At 69.7% G+C, this 21730-nt stretch carries 15 protein-coding genes; 3 read left to right on the forward strand and 12 right to left on the reverse strand.

The features are described 5' to 3' along the window. Positions 1-82: 82 nt before the first annotated feature. The 9 genes from ACZ6DT_RS33195 to ACZ6DT_RS33235 all read right to left on the reverse strand — a co-directional run bounded on the left by ACZ6DT_RS33195 (position 83) and on the right by ACZ6DT_RS33235 (position 17753). On the reverse strand, positions 83-1060 hold the full coding sequence (locus ACZ6DT_RS33195) for an alpha/beta hydrolase (protein WP_465602721.1): 978 nt from the start codon (positions 1058-1060) through the stop codon (positions 83-85). 13 nt (positions 1061-1073) lie between these two features. Next, entirely contained in the window at positions 1074-2657 is a 1584-nt protein-coding gene (locus tag ACZ6DT_RS33200; RefSeq protein ID WP_465602723.1) for an acyl-CoA carboxylase subunit beta, read from the reverse strand. Next, positions 2654-9112, reverse strand: coding sequence for an SDR family NAD(P)-dependent oxidoreductase (locus tag ACZ6DT_RS33205; protein ID WP_465602724.1), 6459 nt, complete (start codon positions 9110-9112; stop codon positions 2654-2656). Before ACZ6DT_RS33205 ends, ACZ6DT_RS33200 begins: the two co-directional genes overlap by 4 nt. Continuing rightward, complete coding sequence (locus tag ACZ6DT_RS33210; protein WP_465602725.1) at positions 9109-10869, reverse strand: fatty acyl-AMP ligase; 1761 nt, start codon at positions 10867-10869, stop codon at positions 9109-9111. The genes ACZ6DT_RS33205 and ACZ6DT_RS33210 overlap by 4 nt, the downstream gene beginning before the upstream one ends. 169 nt (positions 10870-11038) lie before the next feature. Then, a complete protein-coding gene (locus ACZ6DT_RS33215; protein ID WP_465602727.1) occupies positions 11039-12439 on the reverse strand; it encodes an MFS transporter in 1401 nt (466 codons plus the stop codon). 442 nt (positions 12440-12881) lie between these two features. Continuing rightward, complete coding sequence (locus ACZ6DT_RS33220; RefSeq protein ID WP_465602729.1) at positions 12882-14651, reverse strand: alpha/beta hydrolase; 1770 nt, start codon at positions 14649-14651, stop codon at positions 12882-12884. A gap of 276 nt (positions 14652-14927) precedes the next feature. Next, the gene (gene ppk2 / locus ACZ6DT_RS33225; RefSeq protein WP_465602731.1) at positions 14928-15944 is read right to left on the reverse strand and encodes a polyphosphate kinase 2; all 1017 of its coding nucleotides are present in this window, start codon (positions 15942-15944) and stop codon (positions 14928-14930) included. 28 nt (positions 15945-15972) lie between these two features. Then, entirely contained in the window at positions 15973-16875 is a 903-nt protein-coding gene (locus tag ACZ6DT_RS33230) for a serine hydrolase (protein WP_465602733.1), read from the reverse strand. After that, positions 16872-17753 (reverse strand): LysR family transcriptional regulator, encoded by an 882-nt coding sequence (locus tag ACZ6DT_RS33235; protein ID WP_465602734.1) that lies wholly within the window; start codon positions 17751-17753, stop codon positions 16872-16874. Before ACZ6DT_RS33235 ends, ACZ6DT_RS33230 begins: the two co-directional genes overlap by 4 nt. A gap of 101 nt (positions 17754-17854) precedes the next feature. Here ACZ6DT_RS33235 and bla point away from each other — a divergent pair, with 101 nt between their 5' ends. Then, entirely contained in the window at positions 17855-18763 is a 909-nt protein-coding gene (gene bla / locus ACZ6DT_RS33240) for a class A beta-lactamase (protein ID WP_465602736.1), read from the forward strand. Positions 18764-18934: 171 nt separating this feature from the next. Here bla and ACZ6DT_RS33245 read toward each other — a convergent pair whose 3' ends face one another. Then, complete coding sequence (locus tag ACZ6DT_RS33245) at positions 18935-19477, reverse strand: hypothetical protein (RefSeq protein WP_465602738.1); 543 nt, start codon at positions 19475-19477, stop codon at positions 18935-18937. Between the two features lie 107 nt (positions 19478-19584). Continuing rightward, complete coding sequence (locus ACZ6DT_RS33250) at positions 19585-20061, reverse strand: MarR family winged helix-turn-helix transcriptional regulator (protein ID WP_465602740.1); 477 nt, start codon at positions 20059-20061, stop codon at positions 19585-19587. A gap of 92 nt (positions 20062-20153) precedes the next feature. Between ACZ6DT_RS33250 and ACZ6DT_RS33255 the strand changes: the two genes are divergently transcribed. Both ACZ6DT_RS33255 and ACZ6DT_RS33260 read left to right on the forward strand, forming a co-directional pair. Beyond that, the gene (locus ACZ6DT_RS33255; RefSeq protein WP_465602742.1) at positions 20154-20579 is read left to right on the forward strand and encodes a Rid family hydrolase; all 426 of its coding nucleotides are present in this window, start codon (positions 20154-20156) and stop codon (positions 20577-20579) included. A 76-nt stretch (positions 20580-20655) separates the two neighbouring features. Next, positions 20656-21051: an ATP-binding protein gene (locus tag ACZ6DT_RS33260; protein WP_465602744.1), complete on the forward strand. Its 396-nt coding sequence runs from the start codon at positions 20656-20658 to the stop codon at positions 21049-21051. Positions 21052-21532: 481 nt separating this feature from the next. On the opposite strand, the gene ACZ6DT_RS33265 is transcribed toward ACZ6DT_RS33260, so the two are convergent. After that, entirely contained in the window at positions 21533-21670 is a 138-nt protein-coding gene (locus tag ACZ6DT_RS33265; protein WP_465602746.1) for a hypothetical protein, read from the reverse strand. Positions 21671-21730 lie beyond the last annotated feature (60 nt).

Consider the following 21730-nt stretch of genomic DNA (forward strand, 5'->3'; position numbering starts at 1 on the left):
TTCGTCCTCGGAATGCGGCGGTCCGTGAAGGCCTCCTTGAGGGACCCAGAGTCCCTCAAGGAGGCCTTCACGGACTTCCCGATCAAAGGCCGAGCCCACCTGCCAGCACCGGCCAGGAGTTGCGCAGGGCCCGTTGCCAGTACGGCCAGCTGTGCGTGCCGTCGCCGTAGTAGTCGACGGTCGCCGGAATCCCCTTGACCTTCAACCGATCCGTGAAACTCACCGAGGAGGCCAGTGCCTGGGGTTCGAAGATGTCGGACCGGCCCGGCGGATCGAGCGGGCCGGTCTTCCCGTTCCCGCACGAGATGTAGAGCGCCGTGCCGCGCAGTCCGTCGACGTGGTCGAACGGGTTGTTCGCCGTCCAGAGCGGCCGCATCCCCCAGCTGTCGCCCCAGAGTTCGAGGTAGTTGAAGATCCCCGCGCGGGCGAGGATGCCCTGGATGAACAGCGGGGCTCCCTGGTTGAGCGTATTCGGCACGCCGCTGTAGGACGCCGCCGCGGCGAACATCCCCTTGTGCTTGTACGAATACGCGAGCGCGCCGTATCCGCCGATCGACAGCCCGGCGATCACCCGGCGGGTGCCCGCCCGGTAACCGCGTTCCACGATCTGCCGCACCTCCAGGGTGTGGAAGGTGTCCCAGTCCGGCGTGCTCTTGAGCCCGAAGTTCCACCACTTCGTGTACATCCCGGCGGGCCCGCCGGTCGGCATGACCACGAGGGCGTCCTTGTCCGCGGTGAACGCCTTGACGTCGGTGAACTGATCCCAAGAGCGGTAGTCCACCGGTTCGCAGCAGCCGTGCAGCAGGTACAACGTCGGCCAGGTCCGGGTGGGTTGGGCGGCCCAGCCGGCGGGGACGAACAGGCGGACCATGCCGGTGGTGCCGAGCGAAGGCGAACTGATCTTGAGGTCGACGGTGCGCGCGTCCAGCCAGTTCTCCTCGACGACCTTCGCGCCGTTGTCGGCGGTGACCGGCGTGGGCGCCGCGCTCGCGGGGGCCGAGCTTCCGAGCAGGGCGGCCAAGCACAGCGCCAGCGCACCCCACCGCCACGTTCGCTTCATCGTTTCTCCTTGCTCACAACGGGATGTTTCCGTGTTTTCTGGCCGGGGTGGTCTGCCGTTTGGTCCGGAGCGTGTGCAGGGCCCGCGCGACTTGCAGGCGGGTCTGTGACGGCGCGATGACCTGGTCGACGTAGCCGCGTTCCGCTGCCAGGTAAGGATTCGAATGCCGTTCGCGGTATGCCTCGGTGAGCCGCCTTCGTTCGGCGGATCGCTTTTCCGGCGGCAGCGCGGCCAGTTCGTTCCGGTGCAGCACCCGCACCGCGCCCTCGGCGCCCATCACCGCGATCTCCGCGGTGGGCCAGGCCAGGTTGACGTCCGCGCCGAGATGCTTCGACCCCATGACCGCGTAGCCGCCGCCGTAGGCCTTGCGGATCACCACGGTCACCTTCGGCACGGTCGCCTCGGCGTAGGCGTAGATCAGTTTGGCGCCACGGCGGATGATCCCGTTCCGTTCCTGCGCCTCGCCGGGCAGGTAGCCGGGGACGTCGGCGAGGGTGAGGATCGGGATGCTGAAGGCGTCGCAGAACCGCACGAACCGCGCGGCCTTCTCCGAGGCGTCGATGTCGATCACGCCGGCCTGATGCCGCGGCTGGTTGGCCACGACACCGACGGTGCGGCCCCGCACCCGGCCGAACGCGCAGATCATGTTCGGCGCGAAGCCGCTGTGCACCTCCATGAAGTCGCCGTCGTCGACGAGCCGGACGATCACCTCGGTCATGTCGTAGACCTGGTTCAGCGAATCGGGCACCAGCCGGTCGAGTTCGAGGTCGGCGGCGGTGAGTTCGGGATCGGTCTCGTCGGCGTACTCCGGGACCGCGTCGAGGTTGTTGGACGGCAGGTGGCCGAGCAGCGTCCGGACCCAGTCGATCGCGTCCTGTTCGCCGGCCGCCCGGTAATGGGCGTTCCCGGAGACCTCGCTGTTCACCGCGGCGCCGCCGAGCTGCCGTGCGGTGACCCGTTCGCCGCTGACGGCGTGCACGACGTCCGGTCCGGTGACGAACATGTGCGCGGTCTCGTCGACCATCACGGTGAAGTCGGTGATCGCCGGCGAGTAGACCGCCCCGCCGGCGCAGGGCCCCATGATCAGCGAGATCTGCGGAATGACGCCGGACGCCAGCGCGTTGCGCCTGCCGAGTTCGGCGTAATAGGCCAGCGAGACGACGCCTTCCTGGATCCGGGCGCCGCCGGAGTCGTTGATACCGACGACGGGACAGCCCAGCGTCATCGCCAGATCCATCACCTTGAGGACCTTCTCGCCGAAGACTTCGCCCATGCTGCCGCCGAACACGGTGAAGTCCTGGGAGAACACGCAGATCTGCCTGCCGTCGACGGTGCCGTGCCCGGTCACCACGCCGTCGCCGTACGGCCGGTTCGCGTCCATCCCGAACTCGGTGCACCGATGCCGGGCGAATTGGTCGAGTTCGACGAAGGAACCCGGGTCCAGCAACAGCTCGACGCGTTCGCGGGCGGTCAGCTTGCCCTTGGCGTGCTGCCGGTCGACGGCCTGCTTCTCGGCGATCCGGACGGCTTCGTCCTGGCGGGCGGCGAGATCGGCGATCCGGAACGCCGTCGTCGGCGCGAACGGGCCATCGGTCATGGTCTCGCCGCCCTCGGCGACCCGAGCCGGGCGGACAGCTCGGCGGCGACCACCTCGACGTGCGGCGGGTCGATCATCGACAGGTGATCGCCCGGCACCCGCACGACTTCGAGATCCGCGCAGAAGACGTCCCAGCCGAGGGCGTCGTCGGTGCGCAGGTACCGCGGATCGAGGGTGGTGGTCAGCGGATGCGGATCCCGCGCACGCACCAGCAGCACCGGTCCCGCATAGGGTTCCGGCCGGTAGCGTTCGGCGACCCGGGCGTCCACATAGGACTCGTATTGGTGCCGCAGCACGCCCTGTCCCATCTCCGGGACCTGTGCGGCCAGCCTGCTGATCACCAGCCGGATCTGTTCGTCGTCGCCGAGGCGGACGAGGTCCTCGCGCGGGATGTCCAGCGGGACACCGTAGGTCCGTTCGACGTGTTCGGCGAACCGGTCGAACCGGTCCAGCAGGATCTCGTCCGCCGGTTTCCCCCGCGCGGGCAAGGGAAGGATGCTGTCGATCAGGAACACGAGATCGACCCGCTCCCCCGTCGCGGTCAGCCGCCGGGCGGTCTCGTAGGCGAGGCAGCCGCCGAACGACCAGCCGCCCAGCCGATACGGGCCCCGCGGCTGGATCTCGCGGATCAGCTCGAGGTAGCACTCGGCCTTGCCCTCGATGGTGTCCTCGTCGTCGATCCGTTCGAGCCCGTAGACGGGCCTGCCCTCCGGCAGCAGGCGGACGAGCCCCTCGTAGACGCTCGTCGGACCGCCCGCCGGATGGAACAGGAACGTCGGATCCACACCGCCTTCGCGCAGCGGCCGGACCGGACAGCCCCCGCGTCCCTCGATCCGGTCACGCAGCAGATCGGCCATCGCGGCGATCGTCGGCGTGGCGAAGAGCAGGTCGACGTCGGGGACCGCGCCGAGCTGCCCGGCGAACACCGCGCGCAGTCGCTTCGCCGCCTCGGGGTCACCACCCGCGGCGAAGAAGTCGTCGTGGACACCGGGTTCCGCTCCGTCGAGTTCCGCCTGCCAGTGCCGGGCGACCCAGCGTTCGGCCGGATCACGCGGGCCGACGGGCACGCTCGGCCGGGCGGGCCGAGGGACTCCCTCGCCGAAGCCCGCCTGTTCGGCGAGGTGATCGGCGAGTTCGCCGAGGCTGGCACCGCGCAACAGCAACGGAATCGGCAACGGCAGGCCGAAATCGCGTTCCACGACACCCCTGGCGCGCATGGCGGTGAGGGAGTCCAGACCGAGCCGGGTGAGCGGGACGTGCCGGTCGATCTCGTCCGCCGCGAGGCCGAGCATCCCGGCGACGAGGCCGGCGAGATAGTCGGCCAGCATCTCGCGGGCCGCTTCCGGCAGGACCGCCCGCAGCGCGTCCAGTCCGTCCCAAGTGGACGGACCGGTATCCGGTTCTTCCTTCGGTACCAGGATCTCGAAAAACGGCCGCCCCGCCAGACGCGGGAACAGGGCCAGCACGGTCCCGGCGTCGACCCTGGCGATGCCGGTCGATCCGCGACCACGGTTGAGCACGGCGTCCATCGCGGCCAGCGCCTCGTCCGTGCCGAGTGGTTCGAGCACCGGGTTGCGGTTCCCGACGGCCGCTCCCGCCTCGCCCCAGGCTCCCCAGCCGATGGTCGCCGCCGGTAGCCCACTGGCCCGGCGCCACTCGACGAGCGCGTCCACCCAGGCGTTCGCGGTCGCGTAGGCGGCCTGCCCCGGCGATCCGAACAACGCGGCCGCCGACGAGTACGTCAGCCACCAGTCGAGTTCGTGTCCGGCCGTGGCTTCGTGCAATCGCCACGCTCCCAGCGCTTTCGCGCGCCAGACCGCCTCGACGGCGTTCTTGTCGACGGCGACGGCGGCACCGTCGGACAGCACCCCGGCCGCGTGCAGCACGCCACGCAACGGCATACCGCCTTCCGTGGCGGCCACGACCAGCGCTTCGGCCGTCCCCGGCTCGGCGATGTCACCGGCCACCACGCGGATGTCCGCGCCCCGGGCACGCAGGTCCGCCAGGAGCGGTTCGACGGCGGGGCTCGCGCCGCGACGCCCGGAGAGGATCAGCCTGGTCGCGCCGCGCCCTGCCAGCCAGTCCGCCGCGACCAGACCGAGGCCGCCTAGACCACCGGTGATCACGTAGGCGCCGTCGCGCACCACGGTTTCGTGGCCGGCTTCCCCGAGTTCCGGACGGGCCAGCAACCGCGTGTACCGGACGCCCTCACGCCAGGCGATCTCGTCGTCCGGCGCGTCCGCGCGGAGCTCCGCCGCCAGCCTCGCGACCCACAGCTGTGCCGGATCCGGCTCGGCGTCGAAGTCGACCTGGCTCGCTCGCAGCTCGGGGTGTTCGAAGGCGAGGACACGGACCAGCCCGCGAAGCCAGGCCTGCCCGGGGTCACCGCGTTCACCGGGCTCGATGGCCGAGGCACCGGCGCTGACCAGCCACAAACGTGGTGCGGACGCCGCTTCGGTCAGCTCTGCGAGCACGCCGGAGAGCGTGGCGACACTCCGCGCGGCCCGCATCGGGTCGGGTACGTCCGAACTGGCGACCCAGGCGAGGACTCCGGTCACTTCGCGGGACCGCAGAATCTCCGCCAGCGCGGCGCGATCGCCGAGCGGAACCGTCACCAGTTCGTCCCCGGCGAGTCGTTCACGCAGCGCCGCCGGCCACGGCGAGTCACCCTCCAGAACCACCCAGCTGTGCGGCCCCGGTTTCACCGCCGGTGGCTCGGTCTGCCGCCAGACCGTCTCGAACAGCAGATCCGCCATCGGCACCGGCAGTGCCGAACGCTGGAACCGGCGGCAGTAGACGTCGCGGAACTCGACCAGCACGACGTCGTCGGCGTCGACCAGCTGGACGCCGCCGACCAGGCCGTCACCGGCCGGGTCGAGTGAGTCGAGCACGGCGTCGACCCGGACACCGCGCCGGGGATCACCGGCGAGGACGATCTCACCCAAGGTCAGCGGCAGGAAGACACCGTCGGCCTCGCGCAGCGCGTCCCCGGCGGCCGCGGCCAGCGCGTGCAGGCAGGCGTCGGCGATCACCGGGTGCAGGACATACGCGGGATGGTCGGTGGGCAGCGTGATTCTCGCCGAGGCCCGGCCGGGCGCCGCCAGAACCTCTCGCAGCCCGCGGAAAGCGGGACCGTAGCTCTGCCCGGCCGCGGCCAGCACCTGGTAGAGGTCGACCGGCCGGGCGTCGCCGTCGACCGGGCCGAACGGCACGACCGCGGTGTTCCCGTCGCGGACGCGAGCGGTGGCGTGCCGGACCCAGCCGCTGTCCGCGGACCGCGCGTAGACGTCCACTTCGGACGGTCCGGAGCCGGTGCTCAGACTGGTCGTCACCTCGGTGTGCGCGGCGAGCGGAAGCACCCGGTGCAGTTCGAGGCCATTGACGCGCAGTTGCCCGCCGGGCCGCAGGGCCGTCTTCGCCGCCGCGAGCGCCAGTTCCAGGAAACCGGCGGCGGGGAACAACGGGACACCCATCGCCGCGTGGTCGGCCAGCCACGGCTGCACCGCTGTCCCGACGTCCGCGCGCCACAGGTGCCCGCCACCGGTCGGCTGTTCGATGTGGACACCCAGCAACGGATGCGCGCCACCGGATCCTGGCCGGACGGCCGGACGCCGCGGCCAGAACCGTTCGTGCCGCCAGCGCGGTCCGGGCAGCTCGACCGGAAGCGGCCGCCGGCCGCCGCCATCGAGCACCACGGACAGTCCGAGCGTGTGGAGCCGGGCGAGCGTGGTCAGGAACGCCGTCCGCTCGTCGGTCCGGCGGCTCGCCGACGGCAGGGCGAGCGCGCCGGTGCTCTGCTCGATCGCGGCCAGCGCCACCGGATGCGGCGAGATCTCGACGAACACGCCGTACCCGTCCGCGGTCGCCGCCGCCAGTGCCTGGCTGAACCGCACCGGACGGCGCAGATTCGCCGCCCAGTACTCGACGTCGAACGCCGGTGACCACTGTGGATCTTCGAGAACGCTGCTGTAACAAGGGATCTCCGCCGGTCGCGGGGAAAGTCCGTCGAGCTCGGCGCGGAACCGGCCGAGGACGGCGTCGACGGCTTCCGAATGGCCGGCGCCTCCGACCGGCAGCCGCTTCGCCAGCCTGCCGAGGCTCTCCACGTGCGACACCAGCGCCTCGACCTGCCCGGCGCCGCCGCTGACGGTGCATTGGACCGGTGAGGCGTAGACCGCCACGGTGATCCCGGAGAACTCCGTTTCCAGCTCGGCGAGTTCGGCCGGGGACAGTTCGACGACCGCCATCGCCCCGTCGCCGGACGCGTCGACCTCGGCGAGCAGCCGGGCGCGCGTGGTCATCACGCGCAGGCCGTCGGTGACGTCCAGCGCTCCCGCGACGACGGCCGCCGCGACCTCGCCCATCGAATGGCCGACCACGGCGGCCGGGACGACGCCGTGCGCACGCCAGAGCCCGGCGAGGGCGAGGTGCATGCCGAACAACGCGAGCTGCGTCGCGGCGAGGTCCGGCAGGTCCCGCTCGCCGGAGAAGACCGCGCGCAGGGAAAATCCCGCTTCGGCGAGGAACACCGGGTCGAGCGCCTCCACCTCGGCACGGAACGCGGGTTCGGTGCGCAGCAGCAGGCGGCCCATCCCGGGCCACTGGGAGCCGTAGCCGGAGAAGACGAACACGACGCCGGACAGGGGGCCGGCCTCGCCGAGGACGACGTCTCCGCCGTCGCGACCGGCGGCCAGTTCCCGCAGCGCGGCGGCCGCCCGGTCGCGTTCCTCGGCGATCACCGCGCCGCGGATCGGCAGGTGGTCCCGGCCGCGCGCCAGCGTCGCGGCGACCGCGTCGAGCGGTACCGCGCGATGCGCGGGGTCTTCGAGCCAGTCGGCCAGATCGGCGGCGCGCGCCCGAAGCACCTCGGGCGATCGGGCCGAGAGCGCCAACACCCGTGGGCCTTCGGTGTCCGTCCCTCGAGCGGGGAACGAGGCGGCGGGCCACTCTTCGAGAACGACGTGGGCGTTGGTGCCGCCGAAGCCGAACGCGGAGACCCCGGCCCGCACGACGTCGGAGTACCGCGGCCAGCCCGTCCCGGCGCCGACCATACGGAGGCCGAGACCGGCGAAATCGATATGCGGGCTGGGTGCGCGATGATGCGGGGTCGGCGGCAACCGCCGGTGGACCATCGCGAGGACCACCTTGATCAGCCCGGCCATCCCCGCCGCGCCTTCGAGGTGGCCCAGGTTTCCCTTCACCGAGCCGATCAAGAGTGGCCGGCCGGGTTCGCGGCTGGCTCCGAGCACCTCGCCGAGCGCGACGGCCTCGATCGGATCCCCCACCGCGGTCCCGGTCCCGTGCGCCTCCACGTAGTCCACAGAGGACGGTTCGACACCCGCCGCCGCGTACGCGTCACGCAACAGGTCGGCTTGCGCGCCGGGGCTGGGCGCGACGAGACCGTTGGACCGGCCGTCGGAGTTGACCGCACTGCCGCGGATCACGGCGAGCACCCGGTCCCCCGCGCGGCGAGCGGCCTTCAGCGGCCTGAGCACGACCACGCCGCAGCCTTCACCGCGGGCGATGCCGTCGGCGTCGGCGTCGAACGGTTTGCAGTGTCCGTCCGGGGCCAGCACCCCGGCACGCCGGAACGACGCGGTGACGGCGGGTGAGAGCAGCAGGTTCACCCCGGCGGCGAGCGCCGTCCCGCATTCACCGCGACGCAGGCTCTGCACCGCCTGATGCACCGCCACCAGCGAAGACGAGCAGGCGGTGTCGAGGGTGAGACTCGGCCCGCGCAGGTCGAACAGGTAGGAAAGCCGGTTCGCCGCGATGCTCGTCGCGGCCCCGGTGGCGGACCAGACGTCGACGGTGGCGGGATCGGCCATCGTCAAGTGGCCGTACTCGCCCGCCGAGAGTCCGACGAACACTCCGGTCCTGGTCCCCCGCAAGGTGGACGGCGGGATCCCGGCGTGTTCCAGCGCCGCCCAGGCGACTTCGAGCAGCATCCGCTGCTGGGGGTCCATCGCTTCGGCCTCACCCGGGGTGATGCCGAAGAACGCGGCGTCGAAACCGGCGATGTCGCCGAGGAATCCGCCACGGCCGAAGTCCTCCTCGAACGCGTCCCAGCGGCCTTCGGGGACGTCGCGGATGCCGTCACGTCCGGCGTCCAGGAGCCGCCAATACCGCTCCGGGGAGTCCGCGCCGCCAGGCAGACGGCAGCCGACACCGACGATCGCGATCGGCTCCTCCTCGCGGCCTTCACCGCCCACGATCGCGGTGGCCTCCACTGTGGACAGACGTGCGGCGAGAGCGGCGATCGTCGGGTACTGCCACACCAGGGTCGGCGGCAGCGGACGGCCGAGGTACCGGCCCAGCTCCGCCGCCAGCTCCATCGACTCCCGGGAGGAAAGGCCGCTCTCGTGCAGCGGGCGGTCCGGGTCGACCCGATCCGCGGGCAACCCGGTCCGTTCCGCCACCCGCGCGACGAGCCAGGCGCGGATCTCCGCGGTCACCCGAGCCGCCGCGCGGTCAGTGAACCGTCCAGAAAGGACTTCCGGCAGAGGGCGCGGCTGATCTTGCCGCTGGAGGTGCGCGGAACCTCACCGGGGGCGAGGAAGACGACGTCGTGCGGCCGCAGACCGTGCGCGGCCGAGACCGCCCTCCGGATCTCCGCGGTCGCGACGGCGATATCGGACTCGAACCCTTTGGCCCGTTCCGCCACCACGACCGCCGCTTCGCCGTCTTCGTGCTCGATCGCGAACGCCGCGGCGGAATGCGGCCGGACCGCGGGATGCGTCTCCACGGTCTGTTCGATGTCCTGCGGATAGTGGTTGCGGCCGTCGACGATGACGAGGTCCTTGAGCCTGCCCGTCATGAACAGCTCGCCCTCGTAGCGCACGCCGAGGTCACCGGTCGCGAGCCAGCCCGCGCCGGACTCCGGGTCGATCGGAGGCAGGCCGAAGACACCGTCGGACGCGGCGGGCCGTCCCCAGTAGCCCACGCCGACGTTCGGGCCGTTGACCTGGATCTCCCCCACCCGGCCCGGTTCGACGAGCGCGCCCGTGACCGGGTCGGCGAGGCGGACCCGTTGCCCCACCGGAGATCCGCAGGAGACGAGCGTGGTGGACACCGTGCCGGGGAGGGCGGGCGTCGCCAGCCCGGCGGCGAGCCGCTCACGGTCGAAGGCGATCTGGCGCGGGGCCTTGCCCGCTTCGGTGACGGAGACGAGCACGGTGGCCTCGGCCAGCCCATAGGAGGAACGATGCACCTCGGGCCGCAGCCCGCACTCTTCGAAAGCGCCGTGGAACTTCGCGATGGTCGCGGGCAGGACCGGCTCGCTGCCGTTGATCAACGAAACGACCCGGCTCAGTTCGAGGTAGCTCTTCTCGTCCTCGGTCACCCGGGAAGCGCTGTAGGCGTAGGCGAAATTGGGGGCCGCGCTGATCGCGCCGGGACTCGCGGAGAGGGCACGCAACCAGCGCGACGGCCGTTCGAGGAAAGCGAGCGGATCCATCAGGACCGACGCCACGCCCGCCGCCATCGGCGCGCCGATCCCGAGGATCAGGCCCATGTCGTGGAAGAGCGGCAGCCAGCTGACGGTGGACGTCGTCCCGGTTTCGATCGAGTAGGCGTCGCAGGCCTGGCGGGCGTTGGTGAGCGCGTTGCGGTGGGTCAGCATCACGCCCGCCGGCGTCCGCGTGGAACCGGACGTGTACTGCAGGTACGCCAGTCCGTCAGGTTCCGGTCGCGGCCAGGAACGATCACCGGCCGCGACCGGAGTCGGGGTGTCGACGGCGAGCACGGCGGGGCGCTCGGTGTCCGTCGAGGCGAGGAAACCGGCGGCGGTGTCGAGGCCGTCGGCGGTGGTGAGCACGACCCGCGGCGCGCAGTCGGCGAGCACGGCGGCCAGCCTGCCCGCGTGCCCGGGGAGATCCGGGGCGAACAGCGGGACCGCGACCAGCCCGGCGCGGATCGCGCCGAGGAAGGCGACGACGTAGTCGACGGACTGCCGCGCCAGGATCGCCGCCCGGTCCCCCGGAGCGGTGAACCCGGTCAGCCGGGCGGCGAGGACATCGACCCGGTCGTCGAGTTCGCGCCAGGACAGCGTGACCGCCCGGCCGTCCTCTCCGGCGCGATGGTCGAGATAGGTCACGGCGACCTCGTCGCCGAGCCGCCACGCCCAGTACCTCAGCAGTGTCGCGAACGACTCCCCGCCGCGCGCGTCGTCCGGCTCGTAGGCGGCGACGACCGATTCCGAAATGGTTTCCATGGCCCCTCGTTTGACGACGTGAGCAGGAGCGGGTGAATTCGGAACGGCACCGTTGCCGAAAGCGGATTCCATTCCGGAGACCGTTCTTTATCTGACCGGAACTGTATGGATACCGCGGGAAGAGTGTCAATGAAAGGACGGTGAAACGCCGACGGCGATGCCGACGTGCTCACCGGGAAGTGAGAAAGGGGGCACCCCGCTTGTCACTTCGGGACGAGTTTCGGCCCGGGTCCAGCAACCGGAGCGCGAGGAGCGCGCCGGTGAGTTCCAGCCCCGCCGCCGTCAGCAGGCCCGCCGTGTAACCACTCGCCAGCGCGGACGCGGCGCCCTCGTCGAGCCGGGCCGTGCGGACCACCGCCAGCACGGCCCCGATCAGCGCGACCCCCAGCGCGCTCGACAGTTCGCGGGAGGCGGTGAGCAGTCCGGAGGCGGTGCCCGCGTGCCGCTCCGCCACGATTTCCAGCGCGTAGGAGGTCAACGGCGTGGTCAGGGCCGATCCGGCACCGATCAGCACCAAGCCGGGAATCCTCGGAAGGACTTCCGGCACGTGGTTGACCGCGGCGATCGCCAGCAGTCCCACGGCCACCGTCACCAGCCCCACCGCGACAGTCCGATGTGGACCGAATCGTGGCACTGCCCACGGCACCAGCGGCGTCGCGGCGACGACCGCCACCGCCACCACGACCAGCGGCAATCCGGCGTGCACCGGCCCGAGTCCGAGGGATTCCTGGTGCAGCAACGGCGTGAAGAAGAAGACGCCCGAAATTCCCAGTCCCCACAGCAACTGCACGGTGAGGGCGCCGGCGAAGACCCGCTGGCCGGTCAGCCCCGCCGGTACCAGCCGCTCGCGCGCGCGTCTTTCCCTGAACACGAACCAGATCGCGAAACCCGTCCCCGCTACGCCGAACACCGTGGGCAGCAGCGCGCCACCCTCGCCCAGCTCCACCACGGCGGCGGTGATCAGGACCATTCCCGCGGTCACCACCAGCATGGACAGCACGGCAGGTCGCCCGGCCGCCGGGTCGCGATCCGCGAGGGCGACCGTACGCGACAGCAGCAGCATCGCGACCACGAACGGGAGATTGACGAAGAAAATCCAGCCCCAGCCCCAATATTCGCTCAGCACGCCGCCGAGCGTCGGACCGAGCGCGAGGGCGACCGCGAGACAGGCGGTCCACACCGTCGCCCCGACCGCCCGCCCTCGCGCGTCGAGGTTGGTGCGCAGCAGGCTGAGCAGGGCCGGGACCACGAACGCCGCCGCGGCGCCCTGCAGTACCCTCGCGGAGATGACGAGCCACGCCGTCGTGGCCAGCCCGCCGGCGGCCGCGCCGACGCCGAACGCGAGCAGCCCGGCCCGCAGCGTCGCGGCCTGACCCCAGCGGTCCACCACCGTGCCCGCCACCGGGAGCAACCCGGCGAACGGGAGCATGTACCCGATGCTCACCCATTGCAGCGTGGGCAGACCGAGGCCGAGTTCACGGGCGATCGACGGCGCGCCCGCCGCGACGATCGTGTTGTCGAGGGTGGTGACGAACGCCCCTAACGCGATCAGGAGGAGCGTGGGTCCCATTTTCCCTCCTCCCGGGAAACCTCACCGATCCGTGAAGGCCTCCTCGCCGACCCTCAAGGTAGGGAAGGAGCCCTTCACTACCTGCGAGTCCACAGGGACAACCGTGACGCCAACCCCCGCCCGACCGGCCGTTTCGCGTGACTGAGTCGACGACACGCGTGATCCGGCGGACGACAAACGTGTCTGGATGGACGACACGCGCGCGACTGGGTTCTGCCGCGTGTCGTCCGTCCAGACACGCGAAACCGCCGGTTGCGCACCGGCAAGACAAGGTTGGTTCCAACTACACTTACCACCCACGAAAAGCGACCCCATTCTCACGTGACAATTTCCGCCATCGGGCTTCGTGCCCGCGCCACAGAAACGCGATTCGCAGCCAGCCGAAGAGGCTCCCGCGAGCCGGATCGCGCTCGCGGGAGCCTCTGTTCAACGCTTTCGGGGACTAGGCGTTGGCGGGCATCCCTTTCTCGTCGGCCGCCGCGGTGGCGGCGCCTTCGAGCAGCTCGCGGACGATCTCGTTCGCCTTGCGCAACTGGGGCGTGATCATCTTGATCTGGATCTTCCCGTTGTGCCCGAGGTGACCGCCGACCTCCACCGTCTTGTCCTCACCCGGCAGGGGCAGCCCCTGGCAGCCGGTGAACTTCTGCTTCGGCGTGAGACCGGTCTGGAAGTAGGCGACGATCGGGTCGTCGACGCAGTCGGTGTTGTACGGGAAGATCCCGTGGCTGCCTTCGTTGTCGACACTGATCATCTTGGCGCCCGGCAAACCGTTCGCGGTGGCGAGCGCGCCCTCGTACGGCGTGGCCGCGTCGAGTTCGGTCTGCGCGATCAGCAGCTTCGGGAACGTCTTCTGGTCCGGCGCCGGCTTGGCGTTGGCGGTCGGCCAGAACGCGCACAGCGGCGCACCCGAGAGGGCCATGATCGGCGCGATGAACGGGGCGTTCACGGTCAGGTCGGCCTGCCAGTAGTTCCAGTAGTGCAGGTTCTGGTTCCACTGACCGTCCTGGCAACGGATCGCCTCGAACGCCGCCTTCCAGGTCTCGACCTCGGCACCGCCCTGGTAGGAAGCCTTGCGCTCGATCGAGTCCTTCTTCGCGATGGCTTCCAGGGCGTTGCCCTTCGCCTTGTTCAGGAACGCCTTGTTCGCATCGGTCAGGCCGGGCGTGGTCAGCGCCTTCGCGACGACCTGCTCGAGCTTCTCCGCGTCGGTCCCGGCGGGCGCCGGCCCCTTCACCAGCGTGGCCACCATCGAGGCCGCGGACGGGTACTGGGAGGTGTCGTACATCGCCGGGACGATGAACCAGGCGGCGTAGAGCATTCCCGTGTACTCCCGGGTGCCGCCCGCCTTCTCCCAGTTGCGCCGGATCACGAGCGGGTCGGTGCCCGTCTTGTACTTGGCGTCGTTGCGCGCCATGTAGGGCAGCAGCGCTTCCTGGAACTGGCGGTCACGGCTGCGCGGCTGGAGGTCCCAGGTCTTCTCCAGCGTCGAACGGCTCGCGTCGGTCGAGGAGTCGAGCAGGAACCGGTGCGCCTTGGACGGGAACGTGGTGGCGTACCAGGTGCCCAGCCACGTGCCGTACGAGTAACCGATGTAGCTGGTCTTCTTCTCTCCGAGCAGCACCCGGATGAAGTCCATGTCGTACGCGGTCTGCTCGGTGGTGATGAACTTCGTCAGCGGGTTCTTCAGGCAGCCTTCGACCTTCGCCCGGCTGATCACGTTCTGATCCGTGCTGTCCGGGACGGTGTAACTACAGGTCAGCGGGGTGCTCTGGCCGACACCGCGGGGATCGAAACCGACGAAATCGTACTGCGAGGCCAGCACGGGGCTGCGCATCGCCGTCGCGGCGCCCCACGGCAGGCCCGCGCCGCCGGGCCCGCCCGGGTTGACCAGCGCGATGCCCTGCCTGCCGGTGCCGGGGTAGGCGGTCGCGGTCTTGGAGACGCGGACGCCGATGGTGTTGCCGTCCTGTGGGTCGAGCCAGTCGCGCGGCACCTGGATGGTGGCGCACGCGAGACCCTCGACCTTCTTCAGTTGGGCTTCCGTCGTCGGCGCGACGGAGGGGAACGAGCACTCGCCCCAGGCCACAGCCTGTTCGGTCAGCGCGCCGGCGAGCGCCGCGGTGTCCGGTTCGGCCCTGGCCGCGGAATCCGCGCCCGCGACGGAAGCGGGCATCAGGCCCGAGGCCAGGAACGCACCGGCGACCACGGCCACCGCGGCTCCCCGCGTCTTTCTCGTACTACCGATCACCATGATCCCTTTCGACAAGAGCCCCGACGTCCGTACGTGAAGTAAAGACTGGTGATCAGCTTTCCCACACGGACGGGGGACGGCGGATACCCGACATGGCAGGATCTCGACACCGCGGTCAGCCCCGGACCAAACTAACCCTGCCGGTACGCGTGCCGTCCATCCAGACACGCGTGTCGTCCGCAGGATCACCCGTACCGTCCGATCAGTCACGCGAAAACGCCGGACTCGGTTCAGGCGTCACTCGCCGCTACGGTCCTCTTCCGGATGCAGGCCCGGGCCGTGATCGGGCTCCGCCGACGGCGCGATCGGGGTCGGGCTGAGCGAGGCCTCGTCCTCCCCCTCCTCCAGCAGGGTCGCCGCCGCGCCGACCACTTTCAGATCCGGCTCGCCGACGGCGTCCTCGTCCTTGTCCGCGTAGTCCACGCGAGCGAGAACGCTGCGCATCGCCTCGACCCGCGCTCGTTTCTTGTCGTTGCTCTTGACCACCGTCCACGGCGCGACCTCCGTGTCGGTGGACCGGAACATCGCCACCTTCGCTTTGGTGTAGGCGTCCCAGCGGTCGAGCGACTTGATGTCGTTCGTGCTCAGTTTCCATTGCCGCACCGGGTCGACCTGCCGGATGAGGAACCGGGTGCGCTGCTCGGATTTCGACACCGAGAACCAGAGTTTGACGAGGATGATCCCGTCTTCGACGAGCATCTGCTCGAACGTCGGCGCCTGCCGCATGAAGCGCTCGTACTGTTCGTCCGTGCAGTACCCCATCACCCGTTCGACGCCGGCGCGGTTGTACCAGGATCGGTCGAACAGTGCGATCTCGCCCTCGGTGGGCAGGTGCTTCACGTAGCGCTGGAAGTACCACTCCCCCTGCTCGCGCTCGGAGGGCTTGCTCAGCGCCACCACTCTCGCACCGCGTGGGTCGAGGTGTTCGGTGAACCGTTTGATGGTGCCACCCTTGCCCGCCGCGTCGCGTCCTTCGAACAGGATCACCATGCGGCCGCCGGTGTCCTTGATCCAGTACTGCAGTTTGAGCAGTTCGATCTGCAGCGACCGTTTCACGACTTCGTATTCCTCGCGCGCCATCCGCGTCGGGTACGGGTAGTTCTCCCGCCAGGTTTCGATCGGCGATCCGTCGGGACGGAGCAGGACCGGATCGTCGGCGTCGTCGTAGTCGACGACGAGACGCTGGTCCCTCAGTTCCGGGAAGTACGAGTGGTCGAGCACGCGCCGCTGATACCCGCGCCGGACGGTGCGCAAACGCGGGCGTCGACCACCGGGACTCGCGTCATCCCTCGCGCAGGTGATCGCGCAACGCCCTCGCCACGCGGGCCATCAGCACTTCGGCCTCGGGCTGGATCGCCGCGGGTACCCGGGATCCGGTCAGCGCGGCGATCGCGAAGATCCCGCCGTCGGCGTGTTCGACCACCCCGACCTCGTGCCGCAGGTTCAGCACGGTGCCCGTCTTCGACGACCATTTCGTCGCGTCGGAGACGAAATCGGGACTCAGCCGTTGACGCAGCAGGTTGAGTCCCATGAGCTCGCGCACCCGTGCCGCCACCCGCTCGTCTACTTTGGACGGTTTCCACAGCGCTTCGAGCAGGTTCACGAACGCGCGGGCCGAACCGGAACTCGCGCGCGTGACGTCGAGCTGCGGTACGGGATGACCTTGTCCGGCGGTGCCCGCGTTGATCGCGAGCGCGTGCGCGAGGTGGACGTCCGTGGGGTCGAACCGTTCGGCGGGGGTGTCGCTGAGGTCCGCGGCCGGATGCCGCGCGGTGATCCCGGAAACGCCCCATTCGCGCGTCATCCTGGTGACCTCGGCGGGCGGTGTCAGCGCGAAGAGCGTGTCCGCCGCGGTCTCGTCGCTGATGGCCATGCTCAGGTAGAGCAGGTCGTCGATCGCCACCCTGGCCGGATGCCGGAACCGGGTCAGCCCGGTCGGTCCCGGCGCGGTGGCCCGCCCCGGCTGGACGTCGATCTGCGCCGAACCGTCCAGTTCGCCCCGGCGGATCCGTTCCACGGTCGCCACGGCGAGCGGGACCTTCACCAGTGACGCGCTCGGGAACTCCAGATCGGGGTCGATGCCGATCTCGTATCCGGTCCGCAGATCCCGCACCAGGAACGAACCGCGCAGGCCGCCGTCGTCCAGTTCGGCGCGCAGCATCGGGAGCAGCGTCTCGGTGTTCATGTCGTCTCCTCCGCGCCGAGACATCGGGCGATGTCCGGCCACAATCGTGCCCGGAGCCGCTGCGCGTCCTCGCCGAGGCCCGCCGTGACCTCGAAACCGCGCCCGAGCCGGATCTCGCCGAGCGGCCGCCAGGCCAAACCGAGCTCTTCGGACTGGGCCGGCGAGCACAACAGCAGATCGTCCGAACCGAACACGGCCGCCGCGGCCGCGGTGAGCGAATCGGCGACGGACACCTGCGCGGGCCGCAGCCCCACCGAGTCCCGGACCCGGAACAGGCGGTCGCGGATATGCGGCACGTCGTCCTCGGGCTGGATCCACACCCGGCGAGGCGTGCGGCCGGACCGGCCGACCCGCAACGTTTCCAGATGCAGTGCGCCCGCCCGTGGCTTGCCTCTGCTCGCCAGGCCGAGCGGCACCTTCCACACACCCTCTTCGGCGGGGACTACCGTGAGCGCCGCGCGAACCTCCTGCGTACGCACGAGTTCCGCTCGTTCCCTCGGCGGGGCCTGCCGGAACTCCAGGAAGACGTCCAGTTCCCGTGCCGCCGCGTCGAGTTCGGCGAGCTCGCGGACGGTGCAGGTCTCCGGCATCGCCAGCCGCAGCGGCCGCAGTTTGGCGCGCTGCGCGTCGTGTTCCATGGCGTCGGCCAAGGTCACCAGCCGTTTCGCCGACGGCAGCATGTCCCGGCCGAACGGGGTGAGCCGGGCGCGCCGGGTGGAGCGGTCGAACAGCCGCTCGCCGAAATGCCGTTCCAGCGCGGCGATACGACGGCTCGCCACCGGTTGAGGGATGCGGGCGATCGCGGCTCCCGCGGTGAAGGTCCCGGCCTCACTCACGCTCACGAACGCCCGGCAACTGCCGATCAGGTCCACGACCACATACTATGCGGAATACGCATGAAAGGAGAGATTTGTGTCTTGGACAGCATGACCGGCGCTGGACAGACTGCGGACATCGAACGATCTTGAAAGGAATCACCGTGTCCGTCACTTCTCGCCGCTGGGCCGCCCTGCTGGCGCTCTCGGTCGTATCGCTCGCCGCGTGTTCCACTCCCGCTCCGGCGCCGCCGCCCGCCGCCACCCCGGCGTCGTCGACCACTCCGGTCGCTTCGCTCGACCGAGCCGAGTTCGAACAGCTCGAACGTGCTTTCGGCGCCCGTCTCGGGGTGTACGCGGTGGACACCGCGAACGGCCGCGAGGTCGCCTTCCGCGCCGACGAACGGTTCGCCTACGCCTCGACGCACAAGGTGTTCAGTGCCGGCGGTGTCCTGCAACGGACATCCATCGCCGACCTGGACCGCACGGTGACCTACGACCGAAAGGACTTGGTCGTCAATTCGCCGGTCACGGAGAAGCACGTCGGCACGGGCATGCCGCTGCGCGCGGTCATGGACGCCACCCTCCGGTACAGCGACAACACCGGCGGCAACCTGCTCTTCCGCGAACTCGGCGGCCCCGAAGGTCTCAACGCGGTACTGCGCGGCATCGGCGACACCACGAGCCACGCCGACCGGATCGAACCCGAACTCAACGACACCGCGCCCGGCGATCCGCGGGACACCAGCACACCCCGCGCTCTCGCCGTGAGCCTGCGTGCCTTCGCCCTCGGCGACGCCCTCCCCGAGGACAAACGCAAGATCCTGATCGACATGATGCGCGCCAGCACCACCGGCGACCAGAACATCCGGGCCGGCGTCCCCGGCTGGCCGGTCGCCGACAAGACCGGTACGGCGTCCTACGGGACGCGGAACGACATCGGGGTCGTGTGGCCGCCGAACCGTGCGCCGATCGTCATCTCGATCCTGACCGACCGGTCCGCCAAGGACGCGAAGATCGACAACAAGCTCCTCGCGCAAGCCACCGCGGCCGTGGTCAAAGCCCTCCCCTGAGCCGCCGGACGGATTGTCCCGGCGGGGCGGACGAGGATCCGTCCGCCCCGCCGGGATTCACCGGCTCAGCGACGGCAGGGGCGGCCCGCCGGATGTGCCGAGGGTCCGTGCGCGGCGGCCTGCTGCTTCACGACGCCGTTCGCCACGGTCTGGCCGTTGAGCTTCAGCCGGTCAGTAAACGCACTGGATGATCGCGTCGTCCAAGCGGATGTACTTCGCCGGTCCGCCGTTGTTGCCGTAGATCGGCTGGAGATAGACGGTACCCACGCCGTTCAGATTGAGATTGGGCAGCGTGATGAGCTGATAGCCCGCCCAGTCGTCGATCCACTTCACCGTGTGGGAGATCTTTCGCCAGCCGTTGGGGTCCCAGATCTCCAGGCCGATGTTCGCTCCGCCGCCGACGGGGTCGGCGTAAATCGCGGCGGCGCAATTCGAACGATTCGACGGGAAACTGCTGAGCGACTTCGCGGTCCTCATCGCCGACCAGCCGTGGTCCGCGAAAAGCCAGCCGTTGTTGCTGCCGGTCCGCGCCCCTCCCATGCCGATGTCGAACCAGGAATGCCCGTCACCGCCCTGGATTCCCCGCTCCCATACACCATGGGGGTTCGATTCGTAACCGTCGGACCATTGCACGATCCCGGCGTGCGCGATTCCCGTGACACCCAGGAGTGCCATCGAAAACACCGACAGGACGGCGAATATTTTCTTGAACACGAGAGTTCCCCCTCTTCGCGTGAAATGAACCCTGCCAGAGGACCAGAGTCCGGAACGCGAGCACAAGGTACTTTCGCGCGCACGATCGACTGCCTCGAAGTACCGACCTAAGCGAGATCGGCGGGCCTCGTCCGCAGTTTGGCGGCGATGCGGGCCAGCGCCTGCTGATCCTCCGCGGTCAAGGGGTCGAGGACGAAATCCCGCACCGAACGGACGTGTGTGGGCGCCGCCGCGGCCACGACGTCATAGCCGTCGTCCGTGAGCACGGCGAGGGTGTACCGGCCGTCACTCGGGTCGGGGGTCCGCTCCACCCAGCCTCGCTGCTCGAAGCGTTTGACCACATTGGACAGGCGCGAGAGCGAGCCGTTCGCGAGGTAGGCCAGTTCGCTCATCCGCAGGCGCCGCTCCGGGGCCTCGGAAATATGGCTGAGGGTCAGATACTCGAACAACGTCAGCCCGGCGTCGTGCTGCAACGGCGACTCCAGCCGCCCGGGCAGCAGGAGGACCAAAGAGACCAGTCCGGTCCAGGCCTCTTTTTCGGCAGGGGTCAGCCACAGTGCTTCGTCCGGGTTCGGGGTGGCCATGGCGGAACCTTACCCAGAACCAGATGACTTCACACTTGAAGCGAAACGGTGGTACCTTGACTTCAAGAATGAAGTCAACGAGAGGTGCCACCATGACCCGACCGGAGTTCTTCGCCACCCCCGGTTACGGCGACCGGCAACTGACCGAGATGCGCTACAGCCAGGCGGTGCGCGTCGGCGATCGCATCGAGATCTCGGGACAAGGAGGCTGGGACGACGACTTGACCTTCCCCGAGAACCTGGAGGAGGAGATCGTCCAGGCCTTCGAGAACGTCGAGCGGACCCTCGCCACCGCGGGCGCCACCTGGCACGATGTGATCGCCGTGAACTCGTACCACGTCCCGGAAACGCCCGGTTTCATCGGCGGGATCCACAACCGCGTGATGGTCGAGCAGTTCCGCGAGCGTATGGGAGACCGCGCGCCGATCTGGACGGAAATCGGCGTCCCGGCCCTCGGCGCGCCGAGGATGCGGGTCGAGATCAGGGTCACCGCCATCATCGGAAGTTCCCGCGTGTAACCGCCGCTCGCCTTGGGTACTCCCAGACTGCACCCATGCTCTTGGCCAAGCTGGGAAACCCGCTAAGGAGATACGCGTGGGTATTACGGGAACAAGACAGGCTTACGAATTCCCCGCCGGTATCGCCCCGCCGTTGGGAAAGGTGAGGGCTTGGCTGCGAGAGCAGCTCGGCGAGGTCGGTCGCACGACCATTTCGGACACCGAACTGCTGACCACGGAACTGGTCACCAACGCGCACGAACACGCGAACGGCGTCTCCGAACTCAGGGTCTCCCTGCCCTCGAACAGGGACGTCGTCCGCGTGGAAGTCGACGACCGCCGTCCGCAACTGCGGCCGTGCCGCGTGGCCAAACAGGATCCGGCAAGCCCCCACGGGCGAGGGCTGGCTCTGGTCGAGGCGATCAGCGCGCAGTGGGGTGTATACACCGGCACCGGGTACAAAACGGTGTGGGCGGAGATCCCCGTGCTTTGACGACCCGGATCGCCTTCGCTCAGCACTTCGCCTCGACCCTGCCGAGCGGATCCGGCGCCGAGGCCAGCTCCGCGCACGCCACCTGCCAGGCGGTACCCCCCCCCGGTGAAGCTCGGACCGGAGGTAGCCCAGGTGAGGCGCTGGACAGCGGCCAGGCGCTCGGGGTTCTCGTCCGTCGTCTCGGCGACGTCGTAGCCGGAAACCCCGCCGAGCCCGCGCTCCGCGTCGAACAGGGTGAGCAGCGCCTTGTGGCCCGGCGAAAGGGAGTACGGGTCGGTGTGCCATTCCGGACCGCGAACCGTCAGGTGGGTGGAGGCGTCCTTGCCTCCGGCGACGACGAGCGCGGGCGTCGTCATCGCGGAGAAGTCGGTAGCGATCGAGAGGACAGGCGTGGTGGCCATGGTGAGACTCCCCCTTCGCGTGACGGCCCAGCGCTAAGCGGAACACTGTTCCATCAAAGACGGAGCAGTGTTCCGATTTGTCAAACGGTCACGATCCGCGCGATGTGCTTCCGCGCCCAGGTGGCGAAGCCGGTGAACGCCGCACCGTCGGCACTTCCGCGCGCGGCCAGCGTCTGGCCGACTGCCCACCTGAAGGACGGTCCCCCCGCAGTCGTCACGCCCGACATTTAGCCGACGACTGTTCACCGGATCTCCAACCACTTCTTATGCGGCAACGA

It is taken from the genome of Amycolatopsis sp. NPDC041971, from assembly GCF_055588925.1.

Bases quoted from the DNA above. Each gene is read 5' to 3' on its own strand.
- ACZ6DT_RS33230 (WP_465602733.1), bottom strand. From the start codon at position 16,875: ATGAACACCGAGACGCTGCTCCCGATGCTGCGCGCCGAACTGGACGAC.
- ACZ6DT_RS33200 (WP_465602723.1), bottom strand. From the start codon at position 2,657: ATGACCGATGGCCCGTTCGCGCCGACGACGGCGTTCCGGATCGCCGAT.
- ACZ6DT_RS33250 (WP_465602740.1), bottom strand. From the start codon at position 20,061: ATGGCCACCCCGAACCCGGACGAAGCACTGTGGCTGACCCCTGCCGAA.
- ACZ6DT_RS33195 (WP_465602721.1), bottom strand. From the start codon at position 1,060: ATGAAGCGAACGTGGCGGTGGGGTGCGCTGGCGCTGTGCTTGGCCGCC.
- ACZ6DT_RS33210 (WP_465602725.1), bottom strand. From the start codon at position 10,869: ATGGAAACCATTTCGGAATCGGTCGTCGCCGCCTACGAGCCGGACGAC.
- ACZ6DT_RS33215 (WP_465602727.1), bottom strand. From the start codon at position 12,439: ATGGGACCCACGCTCCTCCTGATCGCGTTAGGGGCGTTCGTCACCACC.
- ACZ6DT_RS33255 (WP_465602742.1), top strand. From the start codon at position 20,154: ATGACCCGACCGGAGTTCTTCGCCACCCCCGGTTACGGCGACCGGCAA.